The organism is Hyphomonas sp. UBA4505 (assembly GCF_002388685.1).
GTDB lineage: Bacteria > Pseudomonadota > Alphaproteobacteria > Caulobacterales > Hyphomonadaceae > Hyphomonas.
This window is the reverse complement of the sequence record NZ_DGMZ01000012.1, coordinates 126,235-145,520: the sequence shown is the minus strand read 5'-3', so window position 1 is coordinate 145,520 and position 19,286 is coordinate 126,235. Positions and strand designations below refer to the sequence as shown.

At 59.4% G+C, this 19,286-nt stretch carries 17 protein-coding genes; 9 read left to right on the top strand and 8 right to left on the bottom strand.

The window, feature by feature from the left end:
• Positions 1–22 precede the first annotated feature (22 nt).
• From B3527_RS09765 to B3527_RS09750, 4 genes are all read left to right on the top strand, one after another.
• Positions 23–373 carry a DUF1491 family protein gene (locus B3527_RS09765; RefSeq protein WP_290479748.1) on the top strand — a complete coding sequence of 117 codons (351 nt, stop codon included), beginning with the start codon at positions 23–25 and terminating at the stop codon, positions 371–373.
• A 107-nt stretch (positions 374–480) separates the two neighbouring features.
• Complete coding sequence (locus B3527_RS09760) at positions 481–855, top strand: hypothetical protein (protein ID WP_034811071.1); 375 nt, start codon at positions 481–483, stop codon at positions 853–855.
• 68 nt (positions 856–923) lie between these two features.
• Complete coding sequence (locus tag B3527_RS09755; protein WP_206991074.1) at positions 924–2,522, top strand: peptide chain release factor 3; 1,599 nt, start codon at positions 924–926, stop codon at positions 2,520–2,522.
• 103 nt (positions 2,523–2,625) lie between these two features.
• Positions 2,626–3,456: an alpha/beta fold hydrolase gene (locus tag B3527_RS09750; RefSeq protein ID WP_290479747.1), complete on the top strand. Its 831-nt coding sequence runs from the start codon at positions 2,626–2,628 to the stop codon at positions 3,454–3,456.
• A 15-nt stretch (positions 3,457–3,471) separates the two neighbouring features.
• Here the strand turns inward: B3527_RS09750 and B3527_RS09745 are convergent, their stop codons facing one another.
• Both B3527_RS09745 and B3527_RS09740 read right to left on the bottom strand, forming a co-directional pair.
• Positions 3,472–3,912: a PAN domain-containing protein gene (locus tag B3527_RS09745; protein ID WP_206991072.1), complete on the bottom strand. Its 441-nt coding sequence runs from the start codon at positions 3,910–3,912 to the stop codon at positions 3,472–3,474.
• 60 nt (positions 3,913–3,972) lie between these two features.
• The gene (locus B3527_RS09740) at positions 3,973–5,799 is read right to left on the bottom strand and encodes an ABC-F family ATP-binding cassette domain-containing protein (protein WP_349677861.1); all 1,827 of its coding nucleotides are present in this window, start codon (positions 5,797–5,799) and stop codon (positions 3,973–3,975) included.
• A gap of 404 nt (positions 5,800–6,203) precedes the next feature.
• On the opposite strand from B3527_RS09740, the gene B3527_RS09735 reads away from it, so the two are divergent.
• The gene (locus B3527_RS09735; protein WP_206991070.1) at positions 6,204–7,166 is read left to right on the top strand and encodes a peptidoglycan-binding domain-containing protein; all 963 of its coding nucleotides are present in this window, start codon (positions 6,204–6,206) and stop codon (positions 7,164–7,166) included.
• Positions 7,167–7,217: 51 nt separating this feature from the next.
• Here the strand turns inward: B3527_RS09735 and B3527_RS09730 are convergent, their stop codons facing one another.
• From B3527_RS09730 to B3527_RS09720, 3 genes are read right to left on the bottom strand one after another with little or no spacing between them, the layout of a single operon-like run.
• Complete coding sequence (locus B3527_RS09730; RefSeq protein WP_290479745.1) at positions 7,218–7,892, bottom strand: pseudouridine synthase; 675 nt, start codon at positions 7,890–7,892, stop codon at positions 7,218–7,220.
• Entirely contained in the window at positions 7,889–8,929 is a 1,041-nt protein-coding gene (locus B3527_RS09725; protein ID WP_290479744.1) for a class I SAM-dependent methyltransferase, read from the bottom strand. The genes B3527_RS09730 and B3527_RS09725 overlap by 4 nt, the downstream gene beginning before the upstream one ends.
• A 56-nt stretch (positions 8,930–8,985) precedes the next feature.
• The gene (locus B3527_RS09720) at positions 8,986–11,013 is read right to left on the bottom strand and encodes a transglycosylase domain-containing protein (protein WP_290479743.1); all 2,028 of its coding nucleotides are present in this window, start codon (positions 11,011–11,013) and stop codon (positions 8,986–8,988) included.
• Positions 11,014–11,222: 209 nt separating this feature from the next.
• On the opposite strand from B3527_RS09720, the gene B3527_RS09715 reads away from it, so the two are divergent.
• Positions 11,223–12,752, top strand: coding sequence for a flavin-containing monooxygenase (locus tag B3527_RS09715; protein WP_290479742.1), 1,530 nt, complete (start codon positions 11,223–11,225; stop codon positions 12,750–12,752).
• A 66-nt stretch (positions 12,753–12,818) separates the two neighbouring features.
• A complete protein-coding gene (locus B3527_RS09710; RefSeq protein ID WP_206991065.1) occupies positions 12,819–13,301 on the top strand; it encodes a GlcG/HbpS family heme-binding protein in 483 nt (160 codons plus the stop codon).
• Here the strand turns inward: B3527_RS09710 and B3527_RS09705 are convergent.
• Positions 13,298–14,416 carry an acyl-CoA dehydrogenase family protein gene (locus B3527_RS09705; RefSeq protein WP_290479741.1) on the bottom strand — a complete coding sequence of 373 codons (1,119 nt, stop codon included), beginning with the start codon at positions 14,414–14,416 and terminating at the stop codon, positions 13,298–13,300. The two genes, B3527_RS09710 and B3527_RS09705, sit on opposite strands and share 4 nt — an antisense overlap.
• 156 nt (positions 14,417–14,572) lie before the next feature.
• Between B3527_RS09705 and B3527_RS09700 the strand changes: the two genes are divergently transcribed.
• Both B3527_RS09700 and B3527_RS09695 read left to right on the top strand, forming a co-directional pair.
• A complete protein-coding gene (locus tag B3527_RS09700) occupies positions 14,573–16,666 on the top strand; it encodes an amidohydrolase family protein (RefSeq protein ID WP_290479740.1) in 2,094 nt (697 codons plus the stop codon).
• A 156-nt stretch (positions 16,667–16,822) separates the two neighbouring features.
• Positions 16,823–18,058 (top strand): MFS transporter, encoded by a 1,236-nt coding sequence (locus B3527_RS09695; RefSeq protein WP_206991062.1) that lies wholly within the window; start codon positions 16,823–16,825, stop codon positions 18,056–18,058.
• On the opposite strand, the gene B3527_RS09690 is transcribed toward B3527_RS09695, so the two are convergent.
• Complete coding sequence (locus B3527_RS09690; RefSeq protein WP_290479739.1) at positions 18,055–18,441, bottom strand: YraN family protein; 387 nt, start codon at positions 18,439–18,441, stop codon at positions 18,055–18,057. The two genes, B3527_RS09695 and B3527_RS09690, sit on opposite strands and share 4 nt — an antisense overlap.
• Positions 18,434–19,246, bottom strand: a complete 813-nt coding sequence (gene rsmI, locus B3527_RS09685; RefSeq protein ID WP_242517360.1) for a 16S rRNA (cytidine(1402)-2'-O)-methyltransferase — start codon at positions 19,244–19,246, stop codon at positions 18,434–18,436. The genes B3527_RS09690 and rsmI overlap by 8 nt, the downstream gene beginning before the upstream one ends.
• Positions 19,247–19,286 lie beyond the last annotated feature (40 nt).

Here is a 19,286-nt window from a genome sequence, read left to right as displayed (position 1 = left end):
GCCCGCAACAGGATTTCGGACCATGATGATGGAAAGATTGCCCACGAAGCTCTGGGTCGAAGCACTGGTCCGGCGGGCGCAGGTTGCGGGGGCAGCAGCATTTGTACTGCAAAAGGGCGACGCCGAACGTGGTGATGTTCTGATCAAGGTCGCGCGTCTGGATGGCACTGCGGCTGTCTATGTGCCCAGCATGAATATGGAGGGCGAACGCATCTTTATTGACCTGCGTGTGCAGGGGATCGGGCCTGAGGAAGCGACTGTGGACGCCCATGTGCGCAAGGCGCGGGATCGCGACCCCGATCTTTGGGCTATCGAGATCGAGGACCGGGACGGCAGGCACTTCCTGACCGAGCATGTGGACAGTCCCGAATAGGCGCCAACCAAGGCCGCAGATTCACAGAACTCTTTAACCGGCAGTAGGTCTTTATTAACCGTGAGAGGGCAGCTTCGGCCTGAATTCTAGTTGGGGCGCGCCAAGTCATGCTGTTTCTGATAAATGATCAGATCACCGAGATCGAAATACCCGAGATGCACCTTGCCAAACGGTGGCAGTCGCTTGGCTGCGGAGACCCTTACGGCATGCGGGCACGCGAAGCGCTGAATTTCGCCAGCCGGGTCGTTGGCGAGCATCTGAAAGAGCACATTCCCCTGGAAGACTCCCTCCTGCAGGATCTTGGGTCCCTGATCATCGCCAAGACCGGCGCCAATGCTGTGCTTTTCCCGATTTTCGGGGACGTTGTCGGCGAACCTCGCCTGACCATTTTGCCAGAAACCATCCTGGAATCCCTGCGGGACCGGCACCATCGCGAGGGAAAAGCCCCGGATGTGCGAGAGATCTGGCCGAACGCAGCCTGATACTGGTGCTTCATTCGGCGGTTCAAATGGGCTAGGGCCTCTGCCCAGCACGAAAGAGCCCAGATCACATGTCCCATGAACAGGAAGCCGCCCGCCGGCGCACCTTTGCCATCATCTCCCACCCGGACGCCGGTAAGACGACGCTGACGGAGAATCTGCTGCTTGCTGGCGGTGCCATCCGCGCAGCCGGTGAAGTTGCTGCGCGTGGGCAGGCTCGCCGCACGACGTCGGACTGGATGAAGATCGAGCGGGATCGCGGCATCTCGGTCTCTGCCTCGGTCATGACGTTCGAGTTCGACGGTCTGGTATTCAATCTGCTCGATACGCCAGGCCACGAAGACTTCTCGGAAGATACTTACCGCACGCTCACCGCGGCCGACTGCGCCGTGATGGTGCTAGATGCCGCAAAGGGCATCGAGCCACAGACGCTGAAACTGTTCGAAGTGTGCCGCCTGCGCGACATTCCCATCGTGACCTTCATCAACAAGATGGACCGCGAAGCACAGGATCCGATCGCTTTGCTGGACGAAATCCAGGACAAGCTGCAGCTGGATACCGCACCCCTCTATTGGCCCGCGGCCAGTGGCCAGCGTTTCTCAGGCATGATGGACCTCCAGAAGCAGGAATTCTGCGTCTTTGAACGCAAGCCCGGAGAAGCACCCCGCATTGGCGCAGCCGAGCGCATCCAGGGCGACGACGCCACCCTCAAAGGCGCGCTGGATGAAAGCGTTTTTGACGAGCTTAGCGAAGGCGCGGAAATGGCGACGACCCTGTTGCCGGAATTCGACATTGAAGCCTTTCTCGGCGGACATATGACGCCGGTCGTGTTCGGTTCGGCGCTGCGCCATTTTGGCGTTCTGGAATTGCTGCGTACACTGCATTCCTATGCGCCCGCGCCGCGCGATCAGAAGGCCGAAAAAAAAGGTGAACCCGTGATGATCCATGCGGGCGACAAGCCAGTCTCCGGCTTCGTCTTCAAGATCCAGGCAAACATGGATCCGAACCATCGTGACCGGGTGGCTTTCTTGCGGCTGTGCTCCGGCGAGTTCAAGCGCGGCATGCGCTTGAAGACGACAGCCGGCAAACAGCTGAACATCCACAATCCAATGATGTTCCTGGCCCAAGACCGCGAGATTGCGGAGACGGCTTATGCGGGCGATGTCATTGGCGTGCCGAACCACGGCCAGTTGCGTGTTGGTGATAGCCTCTCTGAGAGCGGAGATATCCAGTTTGGAGGCATTCCGAACTTTGCCCCCGAACTGCTGCGCCGCGCCCGGGTGAAAGATCCGATGAAAGCCAAGCATTTGCGCAAGGCACTCGAAAGCCTTGCCGAAGAAGGGGTAACCCAACTCTTCAAGCCGGCGATCGGCTCCGACATGATTGTCGGCGCGGTTGGTCAGCTTCAGTTTGAAGTGATGACGGAGCGGGTAGCCGCGGAATACAATCTCGAAGTCGTCTTCGAGCCTGCACCCTACAATGTCGCGCGCTGGATGAGTTCAGATGACGACAAGAAGCTGGAAGACTTCCTGGACAGGAACAAGTCCGCCAGCGGAACAGATTTGGATGGCGCCCCGGTCTATCTGGCGAAGAATGCCTGGGATGTGGGCTATGCTCAGGAAAAGAACCCGGACATTCGCTTCACGGCTACCAAGGAACGTCTAGTCTAGTTCTGCTGGCGCACGCCGAAAGATATTCTGAAATCTCGTTTCCGTAGTGCATCGAATGTCACGATCCTGGTGTATCTTTCCGTCATTACGGAAGGAGATCAGCATGCCGTATATCAAGACGCGAGATGAGACTGAGATCTTCTACAGGGATTGGGCCCCGGTCGAGGCGCCACCCATCATGTTCCATCATGGCTGGCCTTTGACGGCTGACGACTGGGACAATCAGATGCTGTTCTTTCTCTCCGAGGGCTATCGGGTGATCGCAGCGGACCGCCGCGGTCATGGCCGGTCGCAGGAAACCTGGACTGGCAACGACATGGATACCTATGCCGCGGACACGGACGACCTCGTTACAGCGCTGAACCTGGCAAATGTGGTTCATGTCGGACATTCGACAGGCGGCGGGGTGGTGGCGCGTTATGTGGCCCAACATGGCGGGGACCGGGCTGCCAAAGCCGTGTTGATTGGCGCGGTCCCACCCTTGATGCTGAAAACGGCGGACAATCCGGATGGCATACCCATGGACGTCTTCGATGATTTCCGGAGGCAATTGTCAGACAATCGCGCCAGCTTTTTTCTCGATGTCCCAAGCGGCCCGTTTTTCGGATTCAACCAGGATCATGTCGAGACGGTGGAGGCAATGGTCCACAATTGGTGGCGTCAGGGCATGATGGGTAGCGCAAAGGCGCACTATGACTGTATCGCCGCCTTCTCCGAGACGGACTTCACTGAAGACCTGAAGGCTCTCAAGGTGCCCACACTGATCATGCATGGGGACGATGACCAGATTGTTCCGCTCGACCTTACTGCCCGCAAGGCCGCAGACCTTGTCGAGGGTTCGGTGCTGAAGATCTATGAGGGCTTGCCGCACGGAATGTGCACAACGCATTCTGAGCTCATCAATCCAGACCTGCTAGATTTCATTCGCGCCTAGAGGAGGGTTGCCCGTTCAGGATGGGTCTGGTGCCGTCAGCGGCTCCGGCTTGTCGCTTGGCGGGGAGGCGAAGTCCGATCCACCCTGTAATTCTTCCTGAACTTCAAGCACAGGCTGATGGCGATCTTCGTGCCTGGAAGACAGGCCGGAGGTCGCGAGCGGATTGCGCTCTACCTTACCTACGCCGCGTTTAAGCTCACAGCGCGAAGCGCCTTCATCGAGTGCAGCTATGTAGCTCCAGGCTAGACAGGCAGACCGCGTATTGCAGAGCTGTTGGCAGTCATCGACATTTGCGGTGTTTGTAAATTCATAGGTCGCGCCAAAGCGGTAGATGCCAGGCTGCTGGCCCGGAGTGGCTTGTATCGCTTCAGCCGATGCCGGCTCAGCCTCCAGGCTGTCGGCCATGACAGGCAGGCTGAAGCAGGCGGCGAGCAAAAGGGCTGGAAAAAGGCGCATTTCGAAAGACTCCCTCAATCGTCGGCGAATCCTAGGCAGCCTGTCTTAAGGAAAGGTTGTTCAGGCGCCGGACAGGCTTTCGCGTTTTTCCTCGATTTCCAGCCATTCCATTTCGATCATGTCGAGTTCATCCCGCGCAGCGCCTATCCGGGCCGATGCCTTCGCAAACGCATCCGGGTCGCGCGTATACAGCTCCGGGTCGCCCATCTTGGCTTCGAGGGTCTTGATCTCCGCCTGCAGTTTCGGGATCAGCGCGTTGATCTCTTTCTGGCGATGCTCGTCCTTGTAGGAGAGCTTCTTCTGCGGCTTCGGACGCGCGGTTTCAGTTTTGGCCTTCTCGGATTTCTGGGTGGTCTCGTCCTGCTGGCGGAAATGCTTCAGCTGATCCTGCGCATCGGTCCAACCGCCTGCGGTGACCACCCATTTACCGTCGCCTACGGGGCAGAGGCAACTCGTCACCGTGGCATCCAGAAAGGCCCTGTCGTGGCTGACCAGGATCAGCGTGCCGTCATAGGAGAGCAGCATGTCCTCCAGCAATTCCAGCGTTTGCATGTCGAGATCATTGGTCGGTTCGTCCATCACCATCAAGTTGGATGATTTGGCGAGGCCAATGGCGAGCGCGAGCCGATTGCGCTCACCGCCTGAGAGAGCGCCGACGGGCTGACGCAACTGTTCCGGTTTGAACAGGAAGTCCTTGGCATAGGCGGCGACATGGCGCTGGTTGCCCTGCACCATGATGGAGTCACCGCCCGCCGGTGCGAGCGCTTCCCAGACAGTGTCTTTCGGGTTCAGCGTGTCGCGCGTCTGGTCCTGATAGGTAACTTCCAGCGTCTTGGACTGGCGTACACTGCCCGCATCCGGTTCGATTTCACCCAACAGCAGGCGTACCAGTGTTGTCTTGCCTGCGCCGTTCGGGCCGATGATGCCGATCCGGTCGCCCCGCAGGATGCGCAGGGAAAGGTCTTCGGCAATCATGAGCGGGCCGTTTGGCGTGTCAAAGGTCTTCGACAGACCCTTGGCCTCGATCACCTTCTTGCTCATTGAATCACCGCTGGAGACTGACAGGTCGGCCGTATTCTTGCGGTCCTGTAGCGCGCCACGCATTTCGGCATGCTGCACGCGCATCTGTTTCAGCCGGGCGAGGCGGCCCTGGTTGCGCTTGCGACGCCCGGTCACGCCGCGCGCCAGCCAATGATGCTCATCTTTCAGCTGTGTCGTCATGCGGCGAAGCTGGCGTTCCTCTTCCTGTTCGACCTGTTCGGCCCATTCATCGAACTTGGAATAGCCTTCCGGGCTTTTCAGTACCTTGCCCTGTCGCAGCCAGAGTGTGTTGGTCGAGACATTCTCCAGGAAGCGTCGGTCGTGGCTGACCAACAAGACGACGCCATTGAAACCTTTGAGGCGACGCTCCAGTGTTTCGATCATGGGCACATCGAGATGGTTGGTCGGTTCGTCCAGCAACAGGACATCAGGCTCGCGCGCGAATGCTTTGGCAAGGGCCGCGCGGCGCTGTTGTCCTCCCGACAGGGTGGTTGGGTCTGCCGCGCCATCGACGCCGAATTCCATCAGCTCCGCTTCGGCCATGTAGCTGGCCTCTAGGCCTTCCGATACATAGTCCAGAACCGTCTCGTATCCGGCCAGACTCGGTTCCTGGGAAACGATGGCATAGGTGATGCCAGGCTGACGCCAGACGTCTCCGCTGTCGGATTCGACACTTTCGGAGATGATTTTCATCAATGTCGACTTGCCGGCGCCATTTCGCCCGACCAACGCGACTCGTTCACCCTTGGATAGGGAGAAGCTAACCCCCGTAAACAGGGGCTTGCCGCCAAAGGTGAGGCGAAGGTCGTTCAGGGTGATCAATGGGGGCTGTGCCATAGGCGCGATGTAGCGTGTGCTACAGGTTCGCGCTAGGGGGCGCATGCGGTGTCTGGGTGCACGGGCCCGCAGGATTTTGGACCAGAACCGACGCCCGAAAACTTCACTGGTGAAGTTTGACCAAAGGCCCCGTTCATTCCGGAATGCGCGTTCTGCGCATGCAAAATTCTACCTTCCGTATGCGATGCGGAATAAGAAATGCAGTCGATTGCAGTAAATCCGGTCGGCGTTCAGGTAGCGTTCATTGCGAAACTTTCATCTGTGTCCGCGTTGCCTCAGCACCGGCGTCTTAATCGCCAGGCTGACGGGTGACAAAGTGTTGGGGGGACACATGACAAGACAATCGTTCCCCCGGCTTATCTTGGTGCGCGTTAATTCGAGAACGAATTATGCGTGTGAATAGGGGACAAATCATGTCAAAGAAAACTCTCATCGCCTCCGTTGCTGTTGCCACGCTTGTGGGCGCCGCATCTGCGGCTGAATCCAGCGATTATCCGCCGGCATCCGATCCGGGTACATGCTATGCGCGGGTTTTGATTCCTGAGCAGATCAATGTTCAGACGGAACAAGTTGTTGACCGGCCGGAAAGCACCGAAATCAAGCTGGTTCCTGCAACTTATGAGACCGTGACCGAGCAGGTTCTGGTCAAGGAAGAAACAAAGAACATCCGCGTTATCCCGGCGACATACGAGACTGTCACCGAGCAGGTGCTCGTGGCACCTGAGCGCATCGAAACCACCGTCGTTCCGGCAGAATATGAGACCTATACAGAGCAGGTTCTCATCCGCGAAGCCTACACGACCTGGAAGCCTGGCAATGGCTTGTACGGTCGCGCGACGGACGCATCGGCGTCATCCAATGGGGTTTCCACGGGCGAATTGCTGTGCCGTGTCGAAGTGCCAGCCGAGTACGAAACCGTGACGCGCACACGTCTCCTTTCGCCAGAGCGCACGGAAACCCGCACCATTCCGGCCACCTACGAAACCGTGACCAAGGAAGTCGTGGTTGAAGAAGCACAAGTGGTCGAAGAGATCGTGCCGGCTGTCTACAATACTGTGACTGTCGAGAAACTGGTCACGCCAGCCAGCGAGGAAACCCTCGTTGTTCCAGCCACATACAAGACGATCGACAAGCGCGTCGTCAGCGGCGGTGGCGCTCTGGAGTGGCGTGAAGTCCTCTGTGATACCAACGCGACCTCGTCCAAGATCCGCAGCGTTCAGCAGGCGCTCTCCGATGCGGGCTATTCGAACCCGGTCGATGGTGAATTCGGCCCGGCCACGCTTACCGCAATGGAATCCTACCAGCGGTCCAACAATTTGCCGGTTGGCTACCTGACCATCTCTACGGTCGAGTCGCTGGGTCTGACCAAGAACTAGGCCCCTGACCCTGGCGACTTGCCCCGCGCGTCTTCGGACGTGCGGGGTTTTTCATGCACCAAGCCGTGCAAGGCCGTCTTCATCCAGCACGCGCCACTCGCCTTCCGGAAGACCGCCAAGCTCCAGCGCGCCAAAGCTGGCGCGGTGTAGGGCCTCTACGTGATTGCCTGCGGCAGCAAACATGCGGCGGACCTGATGGTATCGGCCTTCCGTAATGGTCAGGCGCGCCGAGCGCTCGCCGGTGACTTCGAGACGCGCTGGCAATAGAGGTTTCTCTTCACCTCGCAACATTAGCGTGCCGCTGGCAAACAGCTCTGCCTCATGACCCTCCAGCGGGCGCGCCAGAGATGCCTCATAGGTTTTCTCGGTTGCTGATTTTGGTGAGATCAGTTTGTGAAGCAGTTTACCATCATCCGTGAACAGCAAAAGTCCTGTCGTGTCTGCATCCAGTCGCCCGATCGTTGAGAGGGGCGGGCTGCGTTGGAGGAAGCGTGATGGAAGCAATTCATAGACCAGTCGGCCCTGGTCGGCCCGCGAGCAGGTAAAGCCCGCTGGCTTGTTCATGATCAACACCATGCCGGGCGCCGGGTCGAGCGGTTCGTCGTCGAAGCGAAGATCATCGCCTGCGCCGGTTAGGCGGCCTGCGCGGATCGCGGCCTCCATTTCCTTGCGGCTGCCATAGCCCAGGCTCGCCAAATACTTTGCAAGCTGACGATCAGGCTTCATCGCTTCCGCTTTGGTTTTTCCGCACGAAGAATCTTGTAGCCGCCTGAGTCTTCCAGCATTTCGAACGTCTTGAAACATTCGCCAAGAACTTCTTCATAGGGCAGGTGACGATTGGCAACCAGCCAGAGTTGCCCGCTGCCACGGAGCGCCTTTGCGGCAGAACGTATGAAATCCTGACCCAGCGATGCGGCATCGGCGCGACCAACATGGAAAGGTGGGTTCATTACGATGAAATCGTACAGTGTGCTGCCACCTTCTTTTGTCGCATCTGCCCATTTCATGTCCCAGTTTTCAAAGCCGGATAGAGTTTGCGCAATACAGGGCAGGGCGCGATGTTCAGCTTCCAGCAGGGTCATGTGTTCGACATGGCGGCAATGCTGGAGGATCTCGCGGGACAGGAATCCCTGGCCTCCGCCAAAATCTGCGCCGCGCCCGCGAATGTTTTCCGGTACGCTGTCTGCAAGCAGTTCAGACCCTGCATCGATCCGGTTCCAGGAGAACAGGCCAGGGCGGCTCCACACACCGGCTTCCATTTCCTGCGGTGCATCGCGCGCGATCCACTCTTCCACCAGGTCGGTATTTATCTGTGAGCTGTTTTTGACGGTCCAGAAGGCGCGGCACTTGTTCTTTGAAAGCGCCTCTGTCTCGCCAGCGATCTCGCGCAGCAGTTTCTCGATCGTCTTGGAGCCGAGCGTGTTGGGCAGGCAGGCGAGGATCACGCCGCCCTCCGGCGCGTCGCGCAGGGCGCGGGCGAATAGGGCGCGTGTCTCATCCTTCTGGCGAGGTGGCAGGAGCAGGGTCAGCTGTGTGGCCGGGAAGGTCTCGGTCTCGGGCGGCAGGACATCAAACCCGGCAGCCTCCAGTGCCTCATGATCCGGCTTGAAACTGTTCTGGCAGACAAGGCGCTCTTTCGGGAGGCGCGCGAGATGCGGAGACAGCTCTGCGCGCAGGAACAGGATCGGCCCCTCATCGGGCAAGGTTACGGCCCCGTCATCAAGGGCCAGCATCAGGGTTTCATAGACAGCAGTATCAAACATGCGCGGTCTTTAATGGGTTTGTCCGGCGCGGGAAAGTCCCGGCCATCATACCGCATCTATTGGCGGATGATCCGCACGCCGTTGCTGGTTCCGCTGCGCGAGCTTGACGCTGTACCAAACGCCTGAGCCATCCCGCGATAGAAGGTTACGCGTTCTTCGGCGGCTTCGCTCATTTCAATGCCCGCTTCTGCGCCAAGCAGGGGCTCTGGCGGCATTCCCGCATGGGCGATTTCCATGATGTCCGACCAGAGATCGGCTGGCAGGCCGCCCCCGGAAACCTTTGCCATGGGACTGTCATCATCATTGCCGACCCAAACGCCCCCGACATATGCGTTGGTGAATCCGATGAACCAGGCATCGCGCCAGTCCTGGCTGGTGCCGGTCTTGCCGGCGACCATCCAGTTGCCAAACCGCGCACGGCGGCCGGTTCCGAACCTGGCATTGACGACGCGGGCGAGCATGCCGTTCATTTCCTTGGCAAGCTCATGATCATAGACCCGGTCCCGATTATAATCGGGACGCGTGTAGAGCACATCGCCGCGCGAATTTTCGATCTTCTCGATCAGCCACGGATCCATGCGCAGCCCGCCCGACTGGAACGTGCCAAATGCGCGGGTGATTTCCCACAATGAAACTTCCTGGCTGCCCAGCGCAATGGAGGGGAACGGCTGCAGCGGCGTCGTGATGCCAAAGCGACGTGCAATATTGATGACGCTTTCTTCGCTGGCTTCCTGCGTCAGTTCAGCGGCAATCGTATTGGTTGAGCGCGCCATGGCCTCGCTCAATGTCATGGGCCCCAGGAAGCCGCCGCCATAGTTTTCGGGTTGCCATTTGCCAATGGCGAGCGGGGCATCCTCGAATACGTCATAGGGTGAATAACCATTCTCCAGCGCCGCGGCATAGACAAAGGGCTTGAAACTGGAGCCCGGCTGACGCTTGGCTTGCGTCACACGGTTGAATTCTGACTCGGTGAAATCGCGCCCGCCGACCAGCGCCACAACGCGACCATCGCGGTCGATGACGAGGGCAGAGGCCTGGCTCGCTTTTGCGTCCTTGCCATCTTTCTCCATGCGCGCGTCCAGCTTTGCGCGTATCTTGTCCTGCATCTCGATATCGAGCGACAGGGTCACCACCATATCACCCGGTGGCCGCGGCAGCATAAGCTTCACCCGGTCGGCAACCGTGTCCATCACATAGCCAAGTTGGGGATCATAGGCGGGCGCGTCGATGATGGTGATGTCGGTCTCAATGGCGTCGGTCACTTCATCGGCCGTGATGAAGCCAAGATCGGCCATTTGTTCCAGAACATAGAGCTGGCGTGACTTGGCGCCTTCCAGGTTCTCCCGCAAGTTCAGTTTCGACGGTGCCTTGGGCAGCGCAGCCAGAATGGCAGCTTCCGGTATGGACAAGTCTTCCGGTGGCTTGCCGAAATAATAGCGTGAGGCCGCGTCGATCCCATAAAGGCCGGCGCCGAAATAGACCCGGTTCAGATAGAGCGTGAGAATTTCGTCCTTGCCGAGCTTCTTTTCGAGTTCGCGCGCCAGTTTCATTTCCTGCGCCTTGCGGGACATGGTCTGACGGCTGTCCAGAACAAGGTTCTTGATGAGCTGTTGGGTGATCGTGGACGCACCGGACACGGTCTCCCCGGCGCGCATGTTCGACCAGGCTGCACGTGCGATGGCGGCGTCGTCTGCCCCATCATGCTCGTAGAAGCGCTTGTCTTCGGCGGCGATGAAGGCTTGCGGCACGTGCGGGGGCAGGCGGTTAATATCAGTCGCGCGGCCATAGCGCGGCCCACGCACGTCCAGTGTGTTGCCATCGCGGTCAACGAATTCGATCGCGGCTTCACGCTTGGCGTCCCACAGCTCAGCGACCGGCGGCAGGCTCGGCATGCCAAAATAAAGCGAACGCCATTTCCAGAAGGCCCACCCAGCGCCAATCAGCATCACGACAAGGATGAACAGCATCAGGTAACGGCCAGCACGTGTGCCGAGAAAGCCAAAGCGTGACCGCGGCACATTAATCGCCTGCGATCCGCCCGTCTTGGCCGCCTTTTTGGGCGTTTTGCGTGGTGTCTTCGCCATGTTTTCCAGATACCTGAATTCGGGTTTCCAGCAAGCTAAATGCCGAAGGAATTGGGCGAGGTGAAGGCACCGCCTGCAGCACGCGCCCTGCCGCGAGGTCACGCCTTACAATAGGGGCTATTCCTGAGTGATATGAGATCAACAAGCTGGTTCAATGAAGTCAGCAAGATCAGGGCTAGACAAAAAGGCCCGGCACTCCGGAGGAAATCATGCCCACATCGCCCGCCGCCATGCCCGCAGATCATTTTGACGTGCTGATCATTGGCGCAGGGATTTCGGGCGTCGGCGCAGCATGGCACATGCAACACCAGAGCCCGGACAAGAGTTTCTGCGTGCTTGAAGCCCAGGGCGGCTTCGGTGGTACATGGCGCACGCATACCTATCCCGGTATCCGCTCAGACAGTGACCTCTATACGTTCGGCTACCGTTTCAAGCCGTGGACCGGTGCGCCCATCGCGGCGGCGCAAGAGATCATGACGTATATGGGCGAAGTGATCGAGGAGAACGGTCTGGATCGCCACATCCGGTATAATCACCGGATCATCGGTGCCGACTGGTCATCCCGTGACAAGCTCTGGACGGTAACCGCCAAGCGCGAAGATACGGGCGACACGCAGACTTTCACCGCAAACTTTCTCTGGATGTGCCAAGGCTACTACAATCATCAGAAGGGCTACACGCCCGAATGGGACGGCATGGAGGACTTCCGGGGGCAGATCATCCACCCCCAGACCTGGCCAGAAGATGTCGATCTCAAAGGCAAGAAAGTTATCTGCATCGGTTCCGGCGCCACGGCAGCGACAATCGTGCCTGCCATCGCCGAGGATTGCGAACATGTCACGCTATTGCAGCGCTCGCCGACCTATTTCACGCCCGGCCGCAATGTGAATGAGCTGGCGGATGCCCTGCGCGAGCAAAATGTTGATCCGGCATGGATCCACCAGATCATCCGCCGCCGGGTCCTGTTTGATCAGACGAAGTTCATGAACCTGGCAGAGGAACAGCCGGATCTTGTGCGAGCCGAGTTGCTCAAGGGTGTGCGCGAATTCCTTGGGCCTCACTACCCGATCGATCCGCACTTCACGCCACACTATCGCCCGTGGCAACAGCGCATCGCCTTTGTGCCCGATGGGGACCTGTTCCAGGGCATCGCAAGTGGCAAGGCCAGCGTCGTCACCGATCATATCGATCACTTCACTGAAAAGGGCATCCTGGTGAAATCGGGCGAAGAGCATGAGGCTGACATCATCATCACGGCGACGGGCTTCAACCTGTCGGTCTTGGGAGACATCCCGTTTTCCAAAGATGGAGCGCCCATCGACTTCAGCCAGACGGTTACCTATCGCGGTATGATGTTCACCGGCGTGCCCAACATGGCATGGGTGTTTGGCTATTTCCGCGCCAGCTGGACGTTGCGTGTGGATCTTATGGGGGATTTTATCAGCCGTATGCTGAAGCATATGGATGATATCGGTGCAAAGGAAGTGCGTGTCGAATTGCGCGAGGAAGACAAGGGGACGGATATCCTGCCCTGGATGGATACGGACAATTTCAATCCTGGCTACATGATGCGATCACTTCACTTGATGCCCAAACGTGGCGCGCATGACATCTGGCAACACTCGCAGGATTACTGGCGCGAGAAAGACGAGATGCCGCTCATCGATCTGGACGGCGAGGAGTTTGTCTATGATGGGATTGCGGCGCGCGCCAAGTCGAAAGATGACGCGCTCGTTTGAATTCCATCTGGCCAAGCCGGTCGTCCCCGTCTAGCGTTGCCTTCCACACAAAGGGAGGGACGCATCATGCGCCGAACACTGATTACGGCCACACTGTTTGCCGCCGCCGGACTGGTCGCGCAGGCTCAGGACGCCAAGCCCACAATGGGGCTCGAAACCGCTGGCACGATTGTTACGGCGTGTATCGATCATGCCGAAGCCAATGCGCAGGCGGTGGCGATCGCGGTCTATGACCAACACGGCAATTTGCGGGCCTTTGCGCGCATGGATGATGCATCCGCAGGCGTGTCCGACATTGCCATGTGGAAAGGTAAGTCAGCTGGCAAATACGGCTATGCCACGGCCATGACCGCAGAGTGGGGCATTGGCCCGGGAGACGTGGCCAATTGGCGTGGCGGACTGCCGATCCACCTGGAAGGCGGCGAGTTGATCGGCGGCGTCGGCGTTTCCGGTGCGCCGTCCGTTTTCGATGAAGAATGTGGCAATGTCGGCATAGCTGCGGCCGGCCTCCCAATGGCAGACATCATGGAAGTGGACGCCGAGGACTAGGGACAGCCAATGGCATGGGCCAGAATGTTTCGGTGCACTTCGCTCGTGCCGGAATAGATCGTCGCGGCGCGCGTGGAGAGATATTTTGCCTGCGCGAACTGGCTGTTCGGTGACAGGTCGAGCCCGACTTTGGTGATGGCCTGATGCAATTCCGTCGCGAGCAGTTTCAGGATCGACGATGTCGCCGCGGCGCTGATGGGTATCTCGCCGTCGGCGGCGCGCGCCTCAAGGGCTTCGAAGGCATCAACTCTCATGGCCAGTTCCAGCAACTGCTGTGATGACGCGTTTCCAGCCACCCCACGCGCTGCTGCTCGCAAGGCCCGTCTCAGCAGGCCGGTCGTTGTGTTGTTGGAGCGGGCAATCGCCATCAAGGCTTTTGCTGCCGGCCAGCCCTCATCGATCTCGCCCACCCGATCAGCGACTGGAGTGCGGACATCGTCGAAGAAAACTTCATTTGTCTCTTGTTCGCCGCTAATGAACTCGATCGGACGTATACGGATTCCGGGTCGATTCATTTCCACCAGCAGGAAGACAAGTCCGCCACGACCCGTGCTGCCCGGCCTGGATCGTGCCAGCAGGAACATGTGGGTGGCGTATTGGGCAAAGCTCGTCCAGACTTTGGTGCCGTTCAACACAAATTCGTCACCGTCACGGGTCGCACGCAGGGCAAGCGCGCTCAAGTCTGACCCGGCCTGGGGCTCAGAAAAGCCTTGGCACCATTCGTGCTCGCCATTCAGGATGGCGGGCAGGTAGTGCGCTTTCTGTTCGTCTGAGCCTTCGGCAATGATCAGCGGACCAATCGTGCGTACACCGGAATTCATAACAATGGGCGCATCGCGGGCCGCTGAGGCATTTTCGAAATAGAGCCGTTGTTCGGCGCTCCAGCCTGCGCCGCCATATTCAACAGGCCATGAGGGAGCAAACCAGCCCCGCGCGTTTAGCCGCTTGCGCCAAGCCTCGCAGGCCCAGCGCGGCGATTTCAGCCCGGTGGTTTCCCGACCGGCGGCACGCAGTTCCTCGGTCAGTTCAGCGTCGAGAAATGCATCCACCTCGGCGCGGAAGGCGGCGTCGGCTTGACCTTCCACAAGGTCGGGAGCTGGAAAATTTCCGTCCATGTCGCTCTCCTGTGTTTCGAGCGGATGGCCAGTGTCTGGGGCAGCGGCGCAGGCCGCAATCAGGGGAAATACGGGGTGCGGCACATGCGCCGCCATTGAATGAACCTTGTGGGGCCCGGTGTTCCCCGGCTAGGACTGGACAAAAGGGAGCGCGACATGGGTATCAGGACAACACTATTGGCATCATCAATTCTCGGCCTGCTGGCGGTCGGCTGTGCGAAGCCGGTGGCTGAGACGGCGCCCGTCGTCGCGGCCACGCCAGAAGTTGTGTCCACCGCCGCGCCGTTACCAGCCTTGACCGGGACAGAAGCGTTCAAAGTGTTCGTTTCGGGAACCGAGATCGGCCACCTGAATGTCGACCATTCCGGCGGTGTGACCAAGGTGGACTTTGAGTACCGCAACAATGGTCGCGGCCCGACCCTTCTCGAGACGGTAACGCTGGACTCGTCCGGACTGCCGGTGGACTGGGATATCACCGGCGCGACGACGTTTGGGAACAAGGTAGAGGAGTCCTTCTCACAGGATGGCCTTGAGGCGAGGTGGACAGATGCGACCGGCAGCGATTCCCGCACGCTTGATTCGGCGACGCTCTACGTGGCCCAGAATGCCAGCCCTTACGCCCTGTGGCTTTATGCCCGGATACTGATGGCAGATGCCGATCAATCCGTTGGTGTTTTGCCTGGCGGTACACTTCAGCTTGAAAAGATGGAGGACCTGACCGTCGCCGGGCCGGAAGGAGATGTGGCGATCAGCGCTTACGCACTGTCCGGGATCGAGTTGAACCCGACTTACATTCTGATGGATTCGAGTGATGCGTTTGTGGGCGTTATTTCGCCGCGCTTTGCCATCTTGCGGGACGGTCTGGAAACGCATGATGAAATGCTGCGCGCCCGGTCGGTCGAGTATTCCGCCAAGCGGTTTGAGAATATCCAGGCTGAAACGGCGCACAATTACGACGCGCCCGTCCGCATTGCGGATGTCCGCGTGTTCGACCCGGAGACACTGGCCGTGACGGATTCGGTCTCGGTCATATTCGAAGGCAATCGGATCCGGTCGATCGACGCCCCGGATACGCGCTTAGAAGGCGAAGTGCTAATTGATGGCGATGGCGGCACGCTGGTGGCGGGCCTTTATGAAATGCACGGGCATCTCGGTCAGAATAGCGCGCTGCTCAACATCGCTGCGGGGGTGACGTCCGTCCGGGACATGGGCAACAACAACGACGTGCTCAGTGAGCTGAATGAAAATATTCAGTCCGGGCGTCTCGCCGGTCCGCGTATCATCCGCAGCGGGTTCATCGAAGGAAAGAGCCCGTTCAGCTCCAACAATGGCACACTCGTATCGAGTGAGGAGGAGGCGCTCGAAGCCGTTCGCGAGTATGGCGGTGGAGAATTCCATCAGATCAAGATCTACAATTCCATGAAAGGCGAATGGGTGCCGGCCATGGTCGCAGAAGCGCGCCGCCTCGGCTTGAAAGTGGCCGGGCATGTGCCGGCCTTCTCCAATGCCGACCAGATGATTGCTGCAGGCTATGACGAGATGACCCATATCAATCAGGTCATGCTGGGCTGGGTGCTGGACGAGGGTGAAGACACGCGCACCTTGCTGCGCCTGACCGCGTTGAAGCGTCTCCCATCCCTGGAGATCAGTGATCCAAAGGTACAGGCAACGATCAATGCCATGGCGGAGCATGAAACCGCGATTGATCCGACCCTCGCCATCCATGAAGCTCTGCTCAGGTCTCGCAATGGCCAGCTCCGGGCGGGTGTGGTCGACTATATCGATCACATGCCGGTTGGCGTGCAGCGTTCGGCCAAGACAGCATGGGCCGATATTTCCTCTCCCGAGGATGACGCGGCCTACTGGCAGGCCTTCGACAAGATCATCGAAACGGTCACCGCGATGCATGAGGCGGGCATCCTGCTCGTTCCGGGAACGGATATGGGCGGATCCTTCGTCTATCACCGCGAACTTGAGCTTTATCAGCAGGTCGGCATGACAGCGCCTGAAATCCTCGCCTGGGCCAGCCATGGTATGGCCGAATATGTGGGACAGTCGGACGAGCTTGGGTCCATCGCGCCCGGCAAGCTGGCCGATTTCTTTCTTGTTCCAGGTGACCCAACAGCGGACCTGAAAGCGATCAAGACCATCTCCATGGTTGTGAAGGATGGCACGGTCTATTTCCCGAGCGAAATATATCCTTCATTCGGAATCGAGCCCTTCGCAGCGGCGCCGACTTTGACCGAGTAGGCGGGGGATTCCGCCTTGCGCAGATGCGCGGCTCAGGCTTGGTTGACAGTAGCAGTGGAGGTTTCTACAGGCGCGATCGGAACACACTTTTCTGCATCGGGTTAGCCTGAAGACGGCTCGCCCTCCCTGAAATCCCAGCACGCCCTGGAGGCTGGAATGTTCAAGTCTATCTCCGCCATCGCTGCCCTGCTGTTTGCTGCTGCCATCCTCTATGCCGGCAATGGCTTGCAGAGCACACTCCTGTCTGTGCGCGGCGACCTGGAAGGCTTCCCGACCGCAATCATCGGTCTTCTGGCCTCAGCCTATTATGCCGGCTTCATCCTCGGTTGCCGCTTCGTGCCTGGCATGATCAAGGGCGTAGGGCATATCCGGGCCTTTGTGGCACTCGCCTCGATCGCGTCGTCCAGTGCGCTGGCGCATATCCTGTTCGTCGATGCCACGCCATGGGCCGTTTTGCGCTTCATTACAGGCTTCAGCTTTGCGGGGCTGACCATGGTGCTGGAAAGCTGGATCAATGAGCGCGCGACGAACGAGAACCGCGGCAAGGTGCTGTCAGTCTATCGCATTGTCGATCTTGGCGCCGTGACCATCGGCAACGGCCTGCTCGCGATTGCCCCGCCTTCGGGCTTCCAGCTGTTCGTTCTGGTTTCCATCCTGATCTCCATCGCGCTCGTCCCGGTGGCGCTGACGCGCTCGGATTCGCCTGCACCGCTGGAGACGGCGAAGCTCGACATTGTTCAGCTTTATCGCGTCTCGCCCGTCGGCGCCGTCGGTGCAGCTGCCGCCGGACTCGCCAATGCCGCTTTCTGGGGCATGGCACCGGTCTATGTGCAGGAAATTGGGTATGGCTCGGCCATGATCGCAGCCTTCATGAGTGCCGCGATCATCGGAGCAGGCTTGTTCCAGTTCCCCATGGGCTCGCTCTCTGACAAGGTAGACCGGCGTTTCGTGATCGTGGGCAGCTCGCTGCTCGGCGCAGGGGCTTCGGCATTGTTGGCAAGCTTTGCTGGCCTGTCCCAAAACGCCTTGCTTGGCTTCAGCTTCCTGTTTGGCGCTTTCATCATACCCGTCTTCGGCATTTGCGCTGCGCATGCCAATGACCATTCCGCGCTCGGCAAGGCCGTCGCCACGAGTGGTGGCCTGCTCCTGCTCTATGGGGTTGGATCGGTGATCGGCGCTCTGGTCGGCGCTCTCGTGATGAGCGCATTTCATCCGGCCGCACTGTTCTGGTATATCTCGGGTGTCTATCTCGTTTTGGCCGTGTTCAGTCTTCTGCGCATAGGCATCAACCGCCCAAGCATCGTCGGCAAGAAAACTCGCTTCATTCCGATGGCAAAAAGCCCGCTAACGCGCGTCTATCGTAAGCGTGCGAAGCCCCAGCCCAAAGCCTAGGCCAGCCCCGGCCGCCACGCATCGCGCAGATGAACGGGCAGGCGACTCGGCGCGATGGCAATGATGTCGTATCGCCAGCCATGGTCTGAATAGCGGGGATGCTTGGCCATCCAATGGTCGGCCGCGCGGGAAATTCGATTCCAGGCATGAAGTGTCACGGCGCCGAGCGCTGCGTTTGCTCGCCGACGTGCCTTTACTTCGACAAAAGCAACTATGCCGGATTTCTCCGCAATCAGATCAATCTCGCCAACCGGCGTGCGCACGCGTTGCGCGAGGATGCGATAGCCCTTGAAGCGGAGGTACAAGGCGGCAAGTGTCTCGCCCGCGCGGCCACGTTTTTCGGCAGCCGTGCGCTTGGCGCTGGGGGCGCGCCCTTTAGCCATCGGCTTTCAGTTGCAGCGCCCGCTGGTAAACGTCGCGCTTCGGCAGACCCAGCGCTTCGGCCACGGCATTGGCTGCGGCCTTGGTCGGCTGGCCATCCAGTGCGTCGCGCAGGGCCGCATCGAGGCGTTGGGGCGTGACTTCATGTTCGCCCGGCGGGCCGACCAGCAATACAATTTCGCCACGTGGCGGGCCGGACTCGGCATAATGCGTGGCCAAATCAGCAAGCGTGCCTCGGCGGGTTTCCTCGAACATCTTGGTCAATTCCCGCGTCACCGCCGCGTCACGGTCCCCCAGCACAGAGGCAAGGTCTGCAAGCGCATCGGCAAGGCGCGGCCCACTCTCATAGAAGATCAGCGTTCCCGGCACGGCTTTCAGCGCTTCGGCGGCTGATTTGCGCGCACCGGATTTTGGCGGCAGGAAGCCTGCGAAAAGGAATTTGTCACTTGGCAGGCCGCTGGCGACCAATCCCGCCAGCATGGCCGAGGCGCCCGGAATGGGGATGACCTTTACGCCAGCCTCCAGTGCCTCGTGCGCCAGTTTCCAGCCCGGATCGGAAACAAGCGGCGTGCCAGCGTCGGAAATCAGCGCGATCTTCGCGCCGCCTTGAAGTGCCCGTATCAGGCCCGGTCTCCGTTCCGCCCCATTATGGTCATGATAGGGGCTGAGGCGAGCCTTAAGGCCATAGGCAGACATCAGCTTTCCAGCGACGCGTGTGTCCTCTGCCAGCACTTCATCGGCAGCGGTCAGCACGTCCAGCGCGCGCAGGGTGATGTCGCGCAGATTACCGATCGGGGTGGAAACCACATACAGGCCCGGATCCAGAGATACAGCCGGTTGCCCCTTG

What these genes read in the sequence shown, in the direction of transcription:
- B3527_RS09765 (WP_290479748.1), top strand. Translation starts at nt 23, where the DNA reads ATGATGATGGAAAGATTGCCCACGAAGCTCTGGGTCGAAGCACTGGTC.
- B3527_RS09760 (WP_034811071.1), top strand. Translation starts at nt 481, where the DNA reads ATGCTGTTTCTGATAAATGATCAGATCACCGAGATCGAAATACCCGAG.
- B3527_RS09755 (WP_206991074.1), top strand. Translation starts at nt 924, where the DNA reads ATGTCCCATGAACAGGAAGCCGCCCGCCGGCGCACCTTTGCCATCATC.
- B3527_RS09750 (WP_290479747.1), top strand. Translation starts at nt 2,626, where the DNA reads ATGCCGTATATCAAGACGCGAGATGAGACTGAGATCTTCTACAGGGAT.
- B3527_RS09745 (WP_206991072.1), bottom strand. Translation starts at nt 3,912, where the DNA reads ATGCGCCTTTTTCCAGCCCTTTTGCTCGCCGCCTGCTTCAGCCTGCCT.
- B3527_RS09735 (WP_206991070.1), top strand. Translation starts at nt 6,204, where the DNA reads ATGTCAAAGAAAACTCTCATCGCCTCCGTTGCTGTTGCCACGCTTGTG.
- B3527_RS09730 (WP_290479745.1), bottom strand. Translation starts at nt 7,892, where the DNA reads ATGAAGCCTGATCGTCAGCTTGCAAAGTATTTGGCGAGCCTGGGCTAT.
- B3527_RS09725 (WP_290479744.1), bottom strand. Translation starts at nt 8,929, where the DNA reads ATGTTTGATACTGCTGTCTATGAAACCCTGATGCTGGCCCTTGATGAC.
- B3527_RS09720 (WP_290479743.1), bottom strand. Translation starts at nt 11,013, where the DNA reads ATGGCGAAGACACCACGCAAAACGCCCAAAAAGGCGGCCAAGACGGGC.
- B3527_RS09715 (WP_290479742.1), top strand. Translation starts at nt 11,223, where the DNA reads ATGCCCACATCGCCCGCCGCCATGCCCGCAGATCATTTTGACGTGCTG.
- B3527_RS09710 (WP_206991065.1), top strand. Translation starts at nt 12,819, where the DNA reads ATGCGCCGAACACTGATTACGGCCACACTGTTTGCCGCCGCCGGACTG.
- B3527_RS09705 (WP_290479741.1), bottom strand. Translation starts at nt 14,416, where the DNA reads ATGGACGGAAATTTTCCAGCTCCCGACCTTGTGGAAGGTCAAGCCGAC.
- B3527_RS09700 (WP_290479740.1), top strand. Translation starts at nt 14,573, where the DNA reads ATGGGTATCAGGACAACACTATTGGCATCATCAATTCTCGGCCTGCTG.
- B3527_RS09695 (WP_206991062.1), top strand. Translation starts at nt 16,823, where the DNA reads ATGTTCAAGTCTATCTCCGCCATCGCTGCCCTGCTGTTTGCTGCTGCC.
- B3527_RS09690 (WP_290479739.1), bottom strand. Translation starts at nt 18,441, where the DNA reads ATGGCTAAAGGGCGCGCCCCCAGCGCCAAGCGCACGGCTGCCGAAAAA.